Source organism: Microbacterium dauci (assembly GCF_030065535.1).
Lineage (GTDB): Bacteria > Actinomycetota > Actinomycetes > Actinomycetales > Microbacteriaceae > Microbacterium > Microbacterium dauci.
On sequence record NZ_JASJND010000004.1, the window covers coordinates 304,281 to 319,457 of the forward strand.

Below are 15,177 nucleotides of genomic sequence, written 5' to 3' on the forward strand. Positions count from 1 at the left end.
TCCCCGGTGCAGAAGGCCGGGTTTCGAGGAGGACCACCATGACCGTCACCATCGGATCGAACGTCTTGGGCGGCGGCAAGCCCGTCTATGTGATCGGCGAGATCGGCCTCAACCACAACGGCGACGTCGACATCGCCAAGAAGCTCATCGACGTCGCGGCTCGCGCCGGTGCGAACGCGGTGAAGTTCCAGAAGCGCACCCCCGAGATCGCGACGCCCGCGCACATGCGCGACGTGCAGCGCGAGACGCCCTGGGGCACCATGAGCTACCTCGACTACCGGTACCGCGTCGAGTTCGACCGCGACCAGTACATCGAGATCGGCGACCACGCCACGATGCTCGGCCTCGACTGGTTCGCCTCCCCCTGGGACGTGCCGAGCGTCGACTTCCTCGAAGACCTGAACGTGGTCGCCCACAAGGTGGCATCCGCCAGCCTCACCGACATCGAGCTGCTCGAGGCGCTCCGCGCGACCGGCAAGCCCGTCATCCTCTCCACCGGCATGTCGACGATCGAGCAGATCGACCGCGCGCTCGAGGTGCTCGGCACCGACCAGACCGTGCTCATGCACGCCACCTCGACGTACCCGATGGAGCCCGACGAGGCGAACCTCAAGGTCATCGGCACGCTCCGCGACCGCTACGCCGGCATCCCCGTCGGCTACTCGGGCCACGAGCGCGGCCTGCAGATCTCGCTCGCGGCCGTCGCACTCGGCGCCGTCGCCGTGGAGCGTCACATCACGCTCGACCGCACCATGTGGGGCTCCGACCAGGCGGCATCCCTCGAGCCCACCGGACTCGAGCACCTCGTCCGCGACATCCGCGTCATCGAGACGGCGCTCGGCGACGGCGTGAAGCGCGTCTTCGACGGCGAGCTCGCACCGATGGCGAAGCTGCGTCGCGTCCCGGCATGACCTTCCGGGCAGAGCGTGCGCCGCGACTGCGTGTCGTGGTGATCGCCGACGCCGACTCGTTCGTGAAGTGGGGCACCCACCTCGTCGACGCGGTGCCCGGCGCGAGCCGGCACCTGCTGCTGGTGCGCACGCCGTTGACCGTGAACGACACCCAGCTGGATGCCGCGCTGACCGACACCACGTTCGGTGGCGATCGGGTCACGCGTGTCGACTTCGACGAGGTGCCGTCGTGGCTCACACACGATCGTCCCGACATCGTGGTGCTCGCCGGTCGGGGACCGTTCGTGCGGTTGCTCGGCACGCAGATCGACCGTGTGCACCCGCGGCCGGTCGTCGTCGCGGGACTCCCCGGCATCTCGATCCCGGCGCTCCGCGGTGCTGCGCAGTACCGGAAGTACGCGGATCTGTTCGTCGTGCATTCGCACCGTGAGGTGCGCGCATTCCGAGAGCTGGGCGCCACGTTGGGCATCGCAACCGAGCCCGCGCTGGCGACCCTGCCGTTCGCCCGACGGCGTTCCGTCGCGGGCGGCACCGACCTCGTGTTCGCGGCGCAGGCGCTCATTCCGCGGTCGACCGAGGAGCGCATGCGGATGGCCGACATCCTGCGGGATGCCGCGCTCGCCGACCCGACCCGCCGTGTCGTCGTCAAGCTCCGAGCTCGCGCCGGTGAGGCGCAGACGCACGAGGAACGGGTCTCGCTCGAAACGCTCCTGCGGGACCGACCCGACAACCTCGTGTTCTCGTACGAGCCGATGTCGCAGGCGCTCGAGACCGCAGAGGGGCTCGTCACCGTGAGCTCCACCGCCGCGATCGAGGCGATCGCCGCCGGCATCCCGGTCATCGCACTCGACGAGTTCGGCGTCTCGAAAGACAACATCAACACGGTGTTCGCGCGTAGCGGGCTGCTCGGCACCGCGGCCGACGTCGCGGAGCGCCAGTTCCGGCACCCCAATGCGGTGTGGATGCGTGACAACTATTTCCACGACCAGGCGGATGCCACATGGTGGGCGCGTGCGCAGCGACTGGTCGCGCGCCGCCGCGCTGGCGAGCTCGCCGCGAGGCGTGTGCCCACGCCGCGCGGCGGTGCGCTGCACGCGGCCTGGCACCGGCGGAGCGTGCTCGGCGACGCCGACCGCACCGTGTCGGGTGCGATCGCGGTGCGCGTCGGAGGTCCGATCGTGCGCGCGCTCGTCGCACTCCAGCGGCTACGCCGCCCGCGGGTCGGGAGCTGGCGGGGTGCCGACGACTTCACCCTGACGCCGTCCCGCAACGCGAACCCCGTGCCGCTGCGCTGATCCTTTCGTGCCGCTGCGCTGAGCCGCTGCGCGGCATCCGCTCGCCTGCGCTCCCGCCGCGATCTGCGCTCCAGCGGTCGAATTCGCACGATTCCTTCCGCGCGAAGGAGGATCACCGCGGGACGGCTGATCCTCAGTGCCGCCCGGCGAGCATCGCCGCTGCGGCGACGGTCTCGGCGCGGAGCGCGTCGGCGACCGCGGCGACGGCGGGGATTCGCAGCGACTCCGGGCGCACGACCATCCAGTACGGCAGTTGCTCGTCGAACTCATCCGGGAGCAGTCGCACCAGGTCGTCGTGCCGGTCGGCGACGAAGCACGGCAGCAACCCGATCCCGGCGCCCGCGCGGGTCGCTTCGACGTGCACGAACACGTTCGTCGAGCTGAGTCCGTCGACCATCTCGGGGACGAGTCGGCGCGGCAGGTCGAGCGCCTCGACCTGCAGGATCGCGTCGACGAAGTAGACGAGTGGATGCCGCATGAGCTCGGCGGCATCCGTCGGCACGCCCTCGCGGTCGAGATACTCCCGCGACGCGTACATCCCCAGCGTGTAGGCGCCGAGCTCGACGCCCTGGGCGCGCTGCGACTGGGGCGCGCCGACGACGACCTCGATGTCGAGGCCGGGCCGGTGGGCCGCGGCGCGGCGCGTGACGGTCACGATCTCGACACTCAGGCGGGGGTGGGTGCGTCGCAGCGCCGCGATGGCGGGCGCGGCGATGTAGGCGCTGTAGCCGTCGGTCGCCGACATCCGCACGACGCCCGAGATCGGGTCGTGGTCGTCGCCGGCGCCGGCGAGCTGGGTGAGCGCTGACTCGATGCGGCCGGCGGTGTCGACGGCCTGTCGACCGAGCGCGGTGAGCTCCCAGCCGCTGCCGGTCTGGGCGACGAGGCGGCCGCCGATCGCGTCTTCCAGCGCTGAGATCCGGCGGGCGACGGTGGTGTGGTCGACGCCGAGGTGCGCCGCGGCAGCGGTGTACCGACCCGACCGGGCGACGGCGAGCAGCACGAGCAGATCATCGGCACGCAGGCGGGGGGCGGCATCCATTCTGCAATTGTGCACACCTATGGTGCAGGACTGGTCATTGATACCCATTCGAGATGGCCTGAGACTTTCTTGCGGACGTAGGCGTCCATCCCGCGACCCGGATGTCATCGTCGACATCGAACGGAGAGAACATGTCTTCCCCCACCGCCGCAGACCCCGCGGCATCCACCCCGCGCAGCTCGCTCAAGCGCGTCGTCGCCGCCTCGATGGCCGGCACCGTCGTCGAGTGGTACGAGTTCTTCCTCTACGCGACCGCCGCGAGCCTCGTCTTCGGCACCTACTTCTTCCCGCCCACCGGTTCGACGCTCGACGGCGTCATCGCCGCGTTCGTGACCTACGCGGTCGGCTTCATCGCGCGCCCGCTCGGCGGCATCGTCTTCGGCCAGATCGGCGACCGCTTCGGCCGCAAGCCGACCCTGCAGGCGACGATCATCATCGTCGGCGCAGCGACCTTCCTCATGGGCTGCCTCCCCGGATTCAACGACATCGGCTTCTGGGCGCCGGCGCTCCTCGTCGCACTGCGCTTCATCCAGGGCTTCGCCGTCGGCGGCGAGTGGGGCGGCGCCGTCCTGCTCGTGGCCGAGCAGAGCCCGAACCGCGAGCGCGCGTTCTGGTCGAGCTGGCCGCAGGCCGCCGTGCCGGTCGGCAACCTGCTCGCGACGCTCGTGCTGCTCATCACCTCGTGGGTGCTGAGCTCGGAGGACTTCCTCGGGTGGGGCTGGCGTATCGCGTTCTGGCTGTCGGCCGTGATCGTGCTCGTCGGGTTCTACATCCGCCGCCACGTCGAGGAGGCACCGATCTTCCTCGAGGCGAAGGCGCAGGTCGAGGCCGAGAAGGCCGTCTCGTACGGTGTGCTCGAGGTGCTCCGCCGCTACCCGGTGGGCGTGCTGCAGGCCATGGGCGTCCGCTTCGCGGAGAACATCGTCTACTACATCGTCGTGAGCTTCTCGATCGTCTACCTCAAGGCGGTGCACGAGTACGACACCAGCCAGCTGCTGCTCGCCCTCCTCATCGCGCACGTCGTGCACTTCCTCGTGATCCCGCAGGTGGGTCGCCTCGCCGACCGCATCGGACGCCGTCCCGTCGCCCTCACCGGCGCCGCGCTCAGCGCGGCATGGGCGTTCTTCGCCTTCCCGATGTTCGACACGCTGAACCCCGTCCTCATCGTGCTGGCCGTGACGATCGGCCTCTGCTTCCACGCGTTCCTCTACGCGCCGCAGCCCGCCATCATGGCCGAGCTCTTCCCGACCCGCATGCGGTACTCGGGAGTCTCGCTGGGCTCGCAGGTAACCGCCATCGCCGCTGGTTCGCTCGCCCCGATCCTCGCGACCCAGTGGCTGCGCGACTTCGGCTCCTGGACCCCGGTGTCGATCTACATCGCCGTCGCCTGCGTCATCACCGGCGCCACCATCCTCGTCATGCGCGAGACGAAGGGTGTGTCGCTGCAGGCGATCGACGACGCGGATGCCGCGCGCACGGCGCAGCTGCGCGGCGAGAAGAGCGCGGTATGACCGACCTCCACACTCCCGGCGGTGCGGTGGGCTCCCCCCAGCCCACCGGCCGCCGGGCCGTCGGCTCACTCGACGGGCGCCGTGCGCTCGTCACCGGCGGCGCGAGCGGCATCGGCCAGGCGTGCGCCACGGCGTTCGCCGCCGCCGGTGCCCACGTCACCGTCGCCGACATCGACGCGGACGGCGCCCAGCGCGTCGCCGCGTCGATCGGCGGCGAGGCGTGGCACGTCGACCTCGCCGACACCGCCTCGCTCCACGATCTGCGGCTCGATGTCGACATCCTCGTGAACAATGCGGGCATCCAGCACGTGCGACCGCTCGAGGAGTTCGAGCCCGACCGGTTCTCGTTCATGCTCCGCCTCATGCTCGAGGCGCCGTTCCTCCTCATCCGGGCGGCCCTGCCCGGCATGTACGAGCGCGGCTTCGGTCGCATCCTCAACATGTCGAGCGTGCACGGGCTCGTGGCATCCCCGTACAAGTCGGCCTACGTGGCGGCCAAGCACGGCCTCGAGGGGCTGTCGAAGGCGACGGCACTCGAGGGTGGCGCCCACGGTGTGACGAGCAACTGCATCAACCCGGGCTACGTGCGCTCGCCGCTCGTCGAGAAGCAGATCGCCGACCAGGCGAAGCTGCACGGCATCGGCGAGGACGAGGTGCTCGAAGGCGTGCTGCTCGCCGAGGCTGCGGTGAAGCGCCTGGTCGAACCCGACGAGGTCGCGGCGCTCGCCGTCTTCCTCGCCGGCGACGGCGCCGGGATGATCAGCGGCGCGAGCTACACGATGGACGGCGGCTGGTCGGCGCGCTGACGCAGGTCAGCGGAAGATCGCGCTGAAGAGGCTGCCGAAGAGTCCGGACTGGATCGCGACGAACCCGATCCCGAACACCGCGACCATCACGATCGCGACCCAGGGCACACCACCCTGCAGCCGCCGACCCTGGAGGGCGACACCGACGGGCGGTCGGAGCGCTTCGACCGGGGGTGTGAACGGGAGGGATGCCGCGCCCGCGGCATCCGCTGGTCCAGACGTCATCGCGGTCTGAGACGTCATCGCGAGTCGGTCGTCGCGCCATCGCTCCCACTGCCCGAGCTTGTCGAGCAGCGCGCCGACCACAGAGAACAGCCAGGCCCAGGTGTTCGGATCGAGGGTCGAGAAGTCGCGCTTCGCGTAGAGGAAGAGCCAGTCGTCGACGATCTCGACGTCGAGCTGCGCCGCGTGGTCGATGAAGCGGGCCATGATGTCGGGCGTGAACAGGTAGAGCGCGTCCTGCTCGTAGCCGCGCGGGCAGTACAACGCGAAGTGCTGGTCGAAGTCGCCCTCGAAGCTCAGCCGCTGATCCTTGTCGAAGACCTGCGGCAGGTTCGACCCGAACAGCGCGTTGTTGCCGACGGCGTCGAGGACGATGTGGGGCAGCGGGGTCGCGAGCTTGATCGCGACGTATCCCCAGCGATGGGTGGTCTGGTTCTTGCCCGACCCGGTCGTGTACCGGTAGTTCGCGAACTCCACGAACCGTGGACGGTCGCCGCGCAGCAGATCGGATGCCTGCCGCGAGCTGCCGTGCGAGAAGATCATGCCCGGCAGCGCCGGTGCGGGCGCGGTGGGGAACCAGGTCATGCCGTTCGCCTGCGCGAACCGGTCGAGCCGGTACCAGCGCTCGCCCGACCTGCCGATGCCGCGGATGATGAGCGCCCCGACCCCCACGCCCGCGCCAGCGACCACGACCACGGTCATGACCGCGCCGGTCGCCGCGGCTGCACCGCCGCCCGATCCGATCACCGTGATCAGACCGATGCCGACGTTCAGCAGCACGATGCCGAAGATGACCGCCGCGATGATGCCGACGACGAGACCGGCCGTGCCGCCGCTCGGCGCACGGCCCGATGCGACGAGCTGCTGCCGGTAGGCCTTGACCGTCGCGCGGTCGACCGGCTCGGTGAGGGGGCGCGGGTCGAAGCTCATGCCCGCCACCGTACCGGGCGGGGGTGTCAGGGGTTCAGGGGGTCGGGGATGTCGTATCCGAGTGCCGTGCCCTCGGGGATCTCGGCGGCCTCGAGATGTGGATCGGCGACGAGGGCCGCGACGAGCTCCGCCGACCCGCCGACGATCGTCGAGTCGAAGTCGATCTCACTGACCAGCACCCACGCCCGGTCGTCGGGCCACGCGAGGCTCGGGCTGTAGGCGCCGGGCGGGAACCCGTGCGACTCGGCCTTGACGTCGCGCCACGGCGCTGTCAGCACCCAGTCTTCGTCGGTGAGCGCGGAGACACCACCGGAGAACAGCACGAAGTCACGGTTCGGAAGGCGCAGGCGAGGACCCTCGGAGACGTCCCGTGACAGGATGCCCTCCTGCCACGTCGGGCGCCGGAAGACGTTGTTCCACACATCCTTGAAGCTGCGACCGAGCATCTGGTTGTGGCGGGCGATCGAGCCGTCATCGTCGGCCTGATAGAACGCACGCGACGGACCGATGCCGAGGTGCCCGACCAGACCGCCATGTCCGTCCCAGAGCGCGGCGAAACCGGCATCCGGTGTGCTGGTGTGACGGGAGAGCACGCGCGTGACCGAGGCGAGAATGTCCGTCGGCAGCGCGCTTTGGTCAGGGTCGTGATAGCGCCACCCTTCGGCGTCGCGCGGGTCATTCTCCCGATTCGCGACCTCGTCGCGACGTGCGAGCGCGTCCCATTGCGCCAGCGGGTGCATCGTCGTCCCCAGCGCTACGGCAGTCTGCGCCCACGTCACCCGCTCGTCCTCGATGTCGAGACCGGGATGCCGCTCCATGAACGCCGTCCACGCCCGCTCGTCGGAGTACGGCTGCGGCGGCCATGCCGCGCCGATCGGTCGATCTCGGGATGCCGGGTGGAACACCCGCGCATAGGCCTCGAAGCCGCGCGGCACGACGTCGTGCATCGTCCCGCGCCACGGGTCGTCGATGCGCTCCCGCAGCCAGTCGCCGGCAGAGACATCGCGGGTCCACTCCATGGTCGCCACGGTACCCGGGACCGCTGTGGGCGGTGGGGCGCGGCATCCGCTAGACTGTTGTGGTTGTCTGCCTGCGCTCCGGCGCAGATCACGCAGACACGTGCATCAACCCTCCTGATGTCGGGAACCGCCCGGCATCCGTTCTAGTCCGAAGGAGGTGGGTTAATGACGCACATCCACCAGTACGAACTCATGGTGATCCTCGACCCCGAGGTCGACGAGCGCCAGGTCGCACCCAAGCTCGACGGGTTCCTGAAGGTCATCACCGCAGATGGTGGCTCGATCGACAACGTCGACGTGTGGGGCAAGCGCCGTCTTGCATACGAGATCCAGAAGAAGAACGAGGGCATCTACGCCGTCGTCAACTTCACGGGTACCAGCGAGGCCACGCAGGAGCTCGACCGTCAGCTCAAGCTGAACGAGCAGATCATGCGCACCAAGGTCCTCCGCGCCGAGGAGGCGATCGCTCAGGTCGCCGCCGAGAAGGAGCGCGCTGACGCCAAGGCTGCCCGCAAGGCTGCGAAGGCCTAAGGCTCATGGCCGGCGAGACCATCATCACGGTCGTGGGTAACCTCACGGCAGACCCCGAGCTGCGCTACACGCAGAACGGCCTGCCCGTGGCGAACTTCACGATCGCGTCGACGCCCCGCAGCTTCGACCGTCAGGCCAACGAGTGGAAGGACGGCGAAGCGCTGTTCCTCCGCGCGTCGGTGTGGCGCGAGTTCGCTGAGCACGTGGCCGGCTCGCTCACCAAGGGCATGCGGGTCGTCGCGACCGGCCGCCTGAAGCAGCGCTCCTACCAGGACCGCGAAGGCAACAACCGCACGGCGATCGAGCTGGAGGTCGACGAGATCGGCCCCTCGCTCCGGTACGCCACGGCCCAGGTCACCCGTGCCGCCAGCAACGGCGGCGGCGGGAACTTCGGCGGCGGTGGACAGCAGTCGCGTCCGCAGGTGCAGCAGGACGAGCCCTGGGCGACGCCCGGGTCTTCGGCTCCTGACGCATGGAGCGCGCCCGGGACGAGCTACGGCGACGACACCCCGTTCTGATTCGAATTCCGGATGCCGCGAGGCGCGGCATCCACATCTCTTAAGGAAGACACATGGCTGGAAAGGCAACCGGCGATCGCCGCAAGCCGCGGAAGGGCGCGAAGAACGCCGCTCCCGCGAAGGCGATCCGCGTCGGCGTCATCGACTACAAGGACGTCGCAACGCTTCGTAAGTTCATCTCGGAGCGCGGGAAGATCCGCGCCCGTCGTATCACCGGAGTCTCGGTGCAGGAGCAGCGTCTGATCGCCAAGGCGATCAAGAACGCGCGCGAGATGGCGCTCCTGCCCTACGCCGGCGCTGGCCGGTAAGGAGCACCGACATGGCAAAGCTGATTCTCACGAACGAGGTCGCCGGGCTTGGTAGCGCCGGCGACGTCATCGAGGTCAAGAACGGGTACGCCCGCAACTACCTCATCCCCCAGGGCTTCGCTGTGGCCTGGACCCGCGGTGGCGAGAAGCAGGTGGCGTCCATCCGCGCCGCTCGCGAGTCGCGTGCGATCCACGACCACGAAGAGGCCGTGGCCCTCAAGAACGCGCTCGAGTCGAACACGGTCAAGCTGACCGTCAAGGCCGGTGCTGAGGGTCGCCTGTTCGGTTCGGTGAAGACCGCCGACGTGGCCGACGCCGTCAAGGCCGCCGGTCTGGGTGACCTCGACAAGCGCAAGATCCACATCACCTCGCCGATCAAGGCCGTGGGCGAGCACGAGGCGACCGTTCGCCTGCGTGACGACCTGACTGCCGTGATCACCCTGCAGGTGGTCGCCGCCAAGTAATCCTGGCGCGCATCACGGATGCCGCGATCCCGTTCGGGGTCGCGGCATCCGTCGTTTCACGGTGCACGCGGATGTCGCGGATCATCCCCCAACAAGCGATCCGCGACACCCGCGCACGTCAGCAGGATGTGTGCCTGGTCATCCCGCCGGGGGCCGGGGCCCCGGCACGTGGGTACAAGGACTCGGCGGGGGATGCCGCGTCCAGGAGGCCATGGACGGCACGCCGCCCACCTCGCCCTGCACCCACGCACACCTCTCGCGCGCGGGTGAGGGACGGATGCCGCAGCCAGGCGCCGTGGCATCCGTCCCTCCCTCATGCGGTCAGACCAGCTGACGGCGGCGGGCCAGGAGCGCACCCATCGCGATCAGGGCCATAGCCAGGATCGGCAGCAGCAGCGAGGCAGTGCCGCCGGTCTCGGCGAGGGTGCCCTCGTCGCCGGCAGCCGCTTCGGGCATACCGCCGCCGGAGGACACGCCGCCCGGGATCTGGTCATCGGTACCCGTACCCGGGGTGTCAGTGCCCGGGGTGGTGGGGTCCGTCGGGTCCGTGGGGTCCGTGGGGTCCATCGGGTCCGTCGGATCGGTCGGGTCCGTGGGATCGGTCGGGTCCGTGGGGTCCGTGGGATCGGTCGGGTCCGTGGGGTCCGTGGGATCGGTCGGATCGGTCGGGTCCGTGGGATCGGTCGGGTCCGTCGGCGACGTGGGGTCGCTGCTCTCGGTCTCGCTGTCACCGATCACCGACACCGCGGTGTCGTCGATCGTGATGGGGATGTCGATCGGGAGCACGATCTGCGTGCCGCCGCCGATGCCGTCGTCACCCGACGTGACGGGCGAGCCCGGCGTCGTCGGAGTATCGGTGGTGGTGTCCCCGCTGGTGGTCGAGCTGTCGCCGATCACCGAGACCGCCGTGTCGTCCACGGTCACGGGGATGCCGATCGGTGCGACGACCTGGGTGCCGCCTGCGACGCTGTCGCCGCCATCGGTGGTGGGAGCGCCCGTGCCGGGTGCTGCCGTGCCGCCGGTGGTGGTGTCCTCGCTGGTGGAGGAGCTGTCGCCGATCACCGAGACCGCGGTGTCGTCCACCGTCACCGGGATGCCGATCGGTGCGACGACCTGCGTGCCGCCTGCGACGCTGTCGCCGCCATCGGTGGTGGGAGCGCCCGCGCTGGGTGCTGCCGTGCCGCCGGTGGTGGTGTCGTCGCCGCTGGTGGTCGAGCTGTCGCCGATCACCGAGACAGCGACGTCGTCGACCGTCACCGGCACCTGGACGGGCGCGACGACCTGCGTCCCACTGGCCGTCCCGTCCGATCCGCTCGTCTCAGGCTCGCCCGCAGCCGGAGCAGAACCACCGCTGGTGGCCTCGTCTCCGCTGGTGGTCGAGCTGTCACCGATGACCGAGACCGCGGTGTCACCGACGGTGATGGGCACCTCGACCGGCGCGATCACCTGCGTGCCGCTGGCGGTACCGTCCGACCCGTCGGTCGATGCCGACGGTGCCGACGCCGACTCCGTCGGTGCCGAAGCCTCGTCCTCGCTGGTGGTCGAGCTGTCGCCGATGACCGAGACCGCGGTGTCGCCGATCGTCACGGGAACGGACACGTCGACGAGCGCTTGCGTGCCCGATGCCGTGCCGTCCGATCCGCCGGTCGATGCCGATGCCCCAGTGGATGTGTCCGCTGCGGCTGTCTCGTCGGACGACTCGGTCGACGAGTCGCCCAGGAGGGACAGGGCCAGGTCGCCCACTTCGACAGGAATGTCGACGTTGACGAGGGCCTGTGTACCCGAGAGGAGTCCGTCCTCTCCTGACGTTTCCGCGGCATTCGCTGCCGCGGCGCCGAAGAGCGTGATGCCTCCGGCCACGAGCACGCCGAGAAGGGCGCGCTTGCACATGGCGTTCATTTTCATCTCTCCTAAAGATTGATCACTGACGACGCAGGAGTGCGTCTTGGCGCGTGAGTGCGCCCGGAACCGTGCCGCACGAAGAGGCGGCCGGGTTCGCGTCAGTCGGGAGAGACGTCGGTGTCGAAGAAGGGCGCCGGCAGCGAGCCGTCGTCGCCCGCGGTTCCGCGTCGCACCCAGGCACGGTGAGCGAAGAGGAATCCGAACGGGACGATGGCACTCAGGCCGAGCGCGCTTCCAGAAGCTGCAGAGACCGACGCGGTGCCGGCGAGCGTCGCAAGCGTCGGAAGTGAGGGTGCCGGCGCATCGGGGCCGGATGCCGGAGCGTTCGCCGCAGCCGAACCGATCGACGCCGCTACTGCAGGGGGGATGGCAGTTGGCGCGGTCCAGGGCGAGGCGAGCAGCCGTTCGACGGCATTCGCGGTCCCGATGCCCGTGGCATGGGCGGTGGCGTCGGCGTTCGGGAGCACGACGTTCGGCGAGTCGAGGCCCGGAATCGCGGGCGTCGACGGATCCGTGGGCACCGGGAGCACTCCGTCGATCACCGGGTCGATGACGTCGATCACGGGGTCGATGACGTCCACGATCGGCGTGACCACAGGGTCGATCGCATCGATGACCGGGTCGAGCGCGTCGACGACCGGGGACACCGTGTCGACGACTACATCGGTGACCGGCTCGACGGCCTCGAAAACCGGGTCGAGGACCGGGGCCACGGCGCCGACGACCGGGTCCACGACTGCTCGCGCGGGGGGCGCGACTGCATCGACGACCGGCTTCGCGACCGGCGTGACCACGGTCTCGATGACGGGCTTCACGACCTCGGTCACCGGCTCGACGACGGGTGCGACGACCTTGTCTGCGACCGGCTTCACGACCTTGTCCGCGACCGGCTTCACGACCTTGTCCGCGACCGGCGTGACCACCGTCTCGATGACGGGCTTCACGACCTCGGTCACCGGCTCGACCACGGGTGCGACGACCTTGTCTGCGACCGGCTTCACGATTTGGTCGGTCACCGGCTTGACTACTTCGTCGGTCACCGGCTTCAGGACCTTGTCGGTGACGGGCTTGACGACCTTGTCGGTCACCGGTTCGATGACGCGCTCGGAAGACTTCTCGACGAGCGTGCTCACCTTCGAGGTCAGCGACCTCAGCACCCCGGCATCCGATCGATCATCGTCCGCGTGTGCGGCGGAGGGAGCGAACACCGTGACCATCGCCGCCCAGAGCAGGGCGAAGCCGATGCCGGCCAGTGCGAGAAGGACGGCTCGGGATCGAGCACGGTCTGCGACAGTGTCCACAGGTCACCTCCCACGATGGATCATCGTGACGCGGCCGTAGATGACCGCGTACGCGGGGTGCCTGGAAGGCCGAGATTACGCCTCAAGGAACGTCTTGACAAGAGCCGCTTTCACCCGCGCACTCCGCGACGCGCGCGGCGGGAATCTCTCACTTGACATCCACACCCTTTTGCACATGTCCACATCGCGCCTCGAACCTTCAAGGATTGGTTGAACCACATCCGTCGTCCACAGGCTGTGCGAAACACAAACCCAGATCAGCCAAGTTTTTGCCGAATGCATCCGCCGTATTCGGCGACGTTTTCCACACCCGCTGTTCACAGGGTGTGCGGCGTTTCCCGCAGATTGTCCACACAGTTATCCACAGGGTGGTTTGCGTGTGTCGGGGGGCGCTCCTAACGTGACCTGGGGCCGTTCGGGAGGCCTGTAAAGGGGGGCTTCATGTCGATTGCGGATATACCTGAGGACCGCATCGGTGGACCCCGCGGAGCAGAGCGGACGCCCCCGCACGACATGCTCGCCGAGCAGAGCGCGCTCGGTGGCATGCTGCTGTCGCCCGACGCCGTGGCCGACGTCATCGAGTCGATTCGCGGCACCGACTTCTACGTACCGAAGCACGAGCTGATCTTCGAGGCCATCCTCAGCCTCTACTCGCACGGCGAACCGACCGACGTCGTCGCGGTCACCGACGAGCTGATCAAGACGGGCGACCTGCAGCGTTCCGGTGGCGCCGACTATCTGCACTCGCTCACATCGATCGTGCCAACGGCAGCGAACGCTGCCTACTACGCATCGATCGTCCACGAGCGCGCGCTGCTGCGACGGCTCGTCGAGGCCGGCACCCGCATCGTGCAGATGGGGTACAACGGGCAGGGCGAAGCGCTCGACCTCGTCAACAACGCGCAGGCCGAGATCTACTCGGTCACGGGCGCCGAGCAGGCCGAGGATTACGTCCCGCTGCAGGTGGCGGTGGATGCCGCGGTCGAAGAGATTGAGGCTGCCCGCGGGCGCGACGGGCAGATGACCGGCATCCCGACCGGGTTCCAGGGTCTCGACCAGCTCACGAACGGGCTGCACGGCGGACAGATGATCGTCGTCGCGGCGCGACCCGCGATGGGTAAGTCGACGCTCGCGCTCGACTTCGCCCGCGCGGCCGCGATCAAGCACAACCGACCGACGGTCTTCTTCTCACTCGAAATGGGTCGCAGCGAGATCGCGATGCGCCTCATGAGCGCCGAGGGTGCCGTGCCGCTGCAGAGCATGCGCAAGGGCATGCTCGACAGTCGCGACTGGACGACGATCGCGTCGACCCGCGGCCGGATCAACGACGCACCTCTCTATATCGACGACAGCCCGAACATGACGCTCGTCGAGATCCGGGCGAAGTGCCGCAAGCTGAAGCAGCGCGTCGGGCTCGAGATGGTCGTGATCGACTACCTGCAGCTCATGACCAGCGGCAAGCGCGTCGAGTCGCGTCAGCAGGAGGTCTCGGAGTTCTCGCGTGCGCTGAAGCTGCTCGCCAAGGAGCTGCAGGTGCCGGTCATCGCGCTCTCGCAGCTGAACCGTGGTCCCGAGCAGCGTGCTGACAAGAAGCCCGCGATCAGCGATCTGCGTGAATCGGGCTCGATCGAGCAGGATGCCGACATGGTGATCCTGCTCCACCGCGAGGCGGCCTACGAAAAGGACAGCCCGCGCGCCGGCGAGGCCGACCTGATCGTCGCCAAGCACCGTAACGGCCCGACCGACACGGTCGTCGTCGCCTTCCAGGGCCACTTCTCCCGGTTCACCGACATGGCCGTGGGGATGGACTGAGCCGGTGTAGGTCTTTCTTGAAGTTGTCCGTTTCGCAGATGAAATGTCCACCGTGTGTCCGTTTGGACATTTCGGCGATGAGCAACTTTTCGTCAGTCGCGCATCCACGTCCTCCGCGGAGATTGATTGCGGCTAGCAGCGCCAAGGGCAACTGACCAATTCGTGCCGTGCTGCCTGCTGTCGCCTCACCGCATTGGTCCCGGCGACCCCCGTCCCCAGTCACTGAAGGTTCTGGGCGAGCCCGTTACTCGAGTCGCTTGTCTTACATACGGTAGGGGGGTATGGTACCTGCCATGAACGGTTACACGGCGAGCAAGGACGATCTGCTGAAGCGGCTGCGTCGCGCGGAGGGTCAGGTCCGTGGGATTGCACGAATGGTCGAGGAGGACAAGTACTGCATCGACATCCTCACGCAGGTCTCCGCGGCCACGAAGGCTCTCGAGTCTGTCGCGCTGTCGCTGCTGGGCGACCATCTCTCACACTGCGTTGCCGAAGCCAGCGCCGAGGGTGGTGCGGTTGCGGAAGAGAAGATCCGCGAAGCCAACGACGCGATCGCCCGTCTGGTCCGTTCCTGACCCACCTGCCCATTCACTACGAGGAGACCA

The 15,177-nt window shown here is 68.7% G+C and carries 15 protein-coding genes; 10 read left to right on the forward strand and 5 right to left on the reverse strand.

Going from position 1 to position 15,177, the window contains the following annotated elements; all coding sequences use genetic code 11:
• Positions 1 to 38: 38 nt before the first annotated feature.
• Together QNI14_RS06470 and QNI14_RS06475 are read left to right on the forward strand one after the other, a co-directional pair.
• Positions 39 to 911, forward strand: a complete 873-nt coding sequence (locus QNI14_RS06470; protein ID WP_283715645.1) for an N-acetylneuraminate synthase family protein — start codon at positions 39 to 41, stop codon at positions 909 to 911.
• Positions 908 to 2,206: a DUF6716 putative glycosyltransferase gene (locus QNI14_RS06475; protein WP_283715646.1), complete on the forward strand. Its 1,299-nt coding sequence runs from the start codon at positions 908 to 910 to the stop codon at positions 2,204 to 2,206. The genes QNI14_RS06470 and QNI14_RS06475 overlap by 4 nt, the downstream gene beginning before the upstream one ends.
• Before the next feature lie 133 nt (positions 2,207 to 2,339).
• On the opposite strand, the gene QNI14_RS06480 is transcribed toward QNI14_RS06475, so the two are convergent.
• Positions 2,340 to 3,248, reverse strand: a complete 909-nt coding sequence (locus QNI14_RS06480; RefSeq protein ID WP_283715648.1) for a LysR family transcriptional regulator — start codon at positions 3,246 to 3,248, stop codon at positions 2,340 to 2,342.
• Positions 3,249 to 3,379: 131 nt separating this feature from the next.
• Between QNI14_RS06480 and QNI14_RS06485 the strand changes: the two genes are divergently transcribed.
• Together QNI14_RS06485 and QNI14_RS06490 are read left to right on the forward strand one after the other, a co-directional pair.
• Positions 3,380 to 4,759 (forward strand): MFS transporter, encoded by a 1,380-nt coding sequence (locus tag QNI14_RS06485; protein WP_283715650.1) that lies wholly within the window; start codon positions 3,380 to 3,382, stop codon positions 4,757 to 4,759.
• Entirely contained in the window at positions 4,756 to 5,565 is an 810-nt protein-coding gene (locus QNI14_RS06490; RefSeq protein WP_283715652.1) for a 3-hydroxybutyrate dehydrogenase, read from the forward strand. Before QNI14_RS06485 ends, QNI14_RS06490 begins: the two co-directional genes overlap by 4 nt.
• 6 nt (positions 5,566 to 5,571) lie before the next feature.
• Here the strand turns inward: QNI14_RS06490 and QNI14_RS06495 are convergent, their stop codons facing one another.
• Positions 5,572 to 6,717, reverse strand: coding sequence for a hypothetical protein (locus QNI14_RS06495; protein WP_283715654.1), 1,146 nt, complete (start codon positions 6,715 to 6,717; stop codon positions 5,572 to 5,574).
• 26 nt (positions 6,718 to 6,743) lie between these two features.
• Positions 6,744 to 7,736: a hypothetical protein gene (locus QNI14_RS06500; RefSeq protein ID WP_283715656.1), complete on the reverse strand. Its 993-nt coding sequence runs from the start codon at positions 7,734 to 7,736 to the stop codon at positions 6,744 to 6,746.
• 165 nt (positions 7,737 to 7,901) lie between these two features.
• Here QNI14_RS06500 and rpsF point away from each other — a divergent pair, with 165 nt between their 5' ends.
• Genes rpsF through rplI form a run of 4 tightly spaced genes read left to right on the forward strand, consistent with a single transcriptional unit; the run spans position 7,902 to position 9,557 of the window.
• Positions 7,902 to 8,267: a 30S ribosomal protein S6 gene (gene rpsF / locus QNI14_RS06505; RefSeq protein WP_283715658.1), complete on the forward strand. Its 366-nt coding sequence runs from the start codon at positions 7,902 to 7,904 to the stop codon at positions 8,265 to 8,267.
• A gap of 5 nt (positions 8,268 to 8,272) precedes the next feature.
• Positions 8,273 to 8,785 carry a single-stranded DNA-binding protein gene (locus QNI14_RS06510; RefSeq protein WP_283715659.1) on the forward strand — a complete coding sequence of 171 codons (513 nt, stop codon included), beginning with the start codon at positions 8,273 to 8,275 and terminating at the stop codon, positions 8,783 to 8,785.
• A 53-nt stretch (positions 8,786 to 8,838) separates the two neighbouring features.
• Entirely contained in the window at positions 8,839 to 9,093 is a 255-nt protein-coding gene (rpsR, locus tag QNI14_RS06515; RefSeq protein ID WP_005054609.1) for a 30S ribosomal protein S18, read from the forward strand.
• 11 nt (positions 9,094 to 9,104) lie between these two features.
• Positions 9,105 to 9,557: a 50S ribosomal protein L9 gene (rplI, locus tag QNI14_RS06520; RefSeq protein ID WP_283715670.1), complete on the forward strand. Its 453-nt coding sequence runs from the start codon at positions 9,105 to 9,107 to the stop codon at positions 9,555 to 9,557.
• Between the two features lie 321 nt (positions 9,558 to 9,878).
• On the opposite strand, the gene QNI14_RS06525 is transcribed toward rplI, so the two are convergent.
• The gene (locus tag QNI14_RS06525; protein WP_283715671.1) at positions 9,879 to 11,447 is read right to left on the reverse strand and encodes a chaplin family protein; all 1,569 of its coding nucleotides are present in this window, start codon (positions 11,445 to 11,447) and stop codon (positions 9,879 to 9,881) included.
• 110 nt (positions 11,448 to 11,557) lie between these two features.
• Positions 11,558 to 12,760 carry a hypothetical protein gene (locus QNI14_RS06530; protein ID WP_283715672.1) on the reverse strand — a complete coding sequence of 401 codons (1,203 nt, stop codon included), beginning with the start codon at positions 12,758 to 12,760 and terminating at the stop codon, positions 11,558 to 11,560.
• A gap of 441 nt (positions 12,761 to 13,201) precedes the next feature.
• Here QNI14_RS06530 and dnaB point away from each other — a divergent pair, with 441 nt between their 5' ends.
• Positions 13,202 to 14,572 carry a replicative DNA helicase gene (dnaB, locus tag QNI14_RS06535; protein ID WP_283715673.1) on the forward strand — a complete coding sequence of 457 codons (1,371 nt, stop codon included), beginning with the start codon at positions 13,202 to 13,204 and terminating at the stop codon, positions 14,570 to 14,572.
• Positions 14,573 to 14,865: 293 nt separating this feature from the next.
• The gene (locus tag QNI14_RS06540; RefSeq protein WP_283715674.1) at positions 14,866 to 15,147 is read left to right on the forward strand and encodes a metal-sensitive transcriptional regulator; all 282 of its coding nucleotides are present in this window, start codon (positions 14,866 to 14,868) and stop codon (positions 15,145 to 15,147) included.
• Positions 15,148 to 15,177: the final 30 nt, after the last annotated feature.

Excerpts from the sequence above, each read along its gene's own strand:
- rpsF (WP_283715658.1), top strand. The coding sequence starts at position 7,902 with ATGACGCACATCCACCAGTACGAACTCATGGTGATCCTCGACCCCGAG.
- rplI (WP_283715670.1), top strand. The coding sequence starts at position 9,105 with ATGGCAAAGCTGATTCTCACGAACGAGGTCGCCGGGCTTGGTAGCGCC.
- QNI14_RS06495 (WP_283715654.1), bottom strand. The coding sequence starts at position 6,717 with ATGAGCTTCGACCCGCGCCCCCTCACCGAGCCGGTCGACCGCGCGACG.
- QNI14_RS06485 (WP_283715650.1), top strand. The coding sequence starts at position 3,380 with ATGTCTTCCCCCACCGCCGCAGACCCCGCGGCATCCACCCCGCGCAGC.
- QNI14_RS06525 (WP_283715671.1), bottom strand. The coding sequence starts at position 11,447 with ATGTGCAAGCGCGCCCTTCTCGGCGTGCTCGTGGCCGGAGGCATCACG.
- rpsR (WP_005054609.1), top strand. The coding sequence starts at position 8,839 with ATGGCTGGAAAGGCAACCGGCGATCGCCGCAAGCCGCGGAAGGGCGCG.
- QNI14_RS06540 (WP_283715674.1), top strand. The coding sequence starts at position 14,866 with ATGAACGGTTACACGGCGAGCAAGGACGATCTGCTGAAGCGGCTGCGT.
- QNI14_RS06510 (WP_283715659.1), top strand. The coding sequence starts at position 8,273 with ATGGCCGGCGAGACCATCATCACGGTCGTGGGTAACCTCACGGCAGAC.
- QNI14_RS06470 (WP_283715645.1), top strand. The coding sequence starts at position 39 with ATGACCGTCACCATCGGATCGAACGTCTTGGGCGGCGGCAAGCCCGTC.
- QNI14_RS06475 (WP_283715646.1), top strand. The coding sequence starts at position 908 with ATGACCTTCCGGGCAGAGCGTGCGCCGCGACTGCGTGTCGTGGTGATC.
- dnaB (WP_283715673.1), top strand. The coding sequence starts at position 13,202 with ATGTCGATTGCGGATATACCTGAGGACCGCATCGGTGGACCCCGCGGA.
- QNI14_RS06500 (WP_283715656.1), bottom strand. The coding sequence starts at position 7,736 with ATGGAGTGGACCCGCGATGTCTCTGCCGGCGACTGGCTGCGGGAGCGC.
- QNI14_RS06490 (WP_283715652.1), top strand. The coding sequence starts at position 4,756 with ATGACCGACCTCCACACTCCCGGCGGTGCGGTGGGCTCCCCCCAGCCC.
- QNI14_RS06480 (WP_283715648.1), bottom strand. The coding sequence starts at position 3,248 with ATGGATGCCGCCCCCCGCCTGCGTGCCGATGATCTGCTCGTGCTGCTC.